Source organism: Myxococcus llanfairpwllgwyngyllgogerychwyrndrobwllllantysiliogogogochensis (assembly GCF_006636215.1).
In the GTDB taxonomy this organism is placed as follows: domain Bacteria; phylum Myxococcota; class Myxococcia; order Myxococcales; family Myxococcaceae; genus Myxococcus; species Myxococcus llanfairpwllgwyngyllgogerychwyrndrobwllllantysiliogogogochensis.
This window is the reverse complement of the sequence record NZ_VIFM01000940.1, coordinates 1-400: the sequence shown is the minus strand read 5'-3', so window position 1 is coordinate 400 and position 400 is coordinate 1. Positions and strand designations below refer to the sequence as shown.

The following is a 400-nucleotide window of genomic DNA, read 5'->3' as shown; positions in this document are numbered from 1 at the left end:
GCCCCGCTCAGGCGAATGATTTACGGAGAGTAAAATGAAGTTTGTAGATGAAGCAACGATCCTGGTCGTAGCAGGTGACGGCGGCAATGGTTGCGTAAGCTTCCGCCGCGAAAAGTATATTCCGAAAGGCGGTCCGGACGGCGGCGATGGCGGCGATGGCGGCGATGTCTGGCTGGAAGCGGACGAGAACCTGAACACCCTGATCGACTACCGTTTTGAAAAATCGTTCCGCGCCGAACGTGGGCAGAATGGTCAAAGCCGCGACTGTACCGGTAAGCGCGGTAAAGACGTGACGGTAAAAGTGCCGGTCGGCACCCGGGTTATCGATCAGGGCACCGGCGAGACCATGGGCGATATGACCAAACACGGTCAGCGTCTGATGGTGGCGAAAGGCGGTTGG

Annotated in this window: 1 pseudogene; it reads left to right on the top strand. The window is 58.0% G+C overall.

Annotation, left to right across the window (positions count from 1 at the left end):
* Positions 1–34: 34 nt before the first annotated feature.
* Positions 35–400: pseudogene (locus tag FJV41_RS56385) on the top strand (GTPase ObgE); the annotation flags it as partial.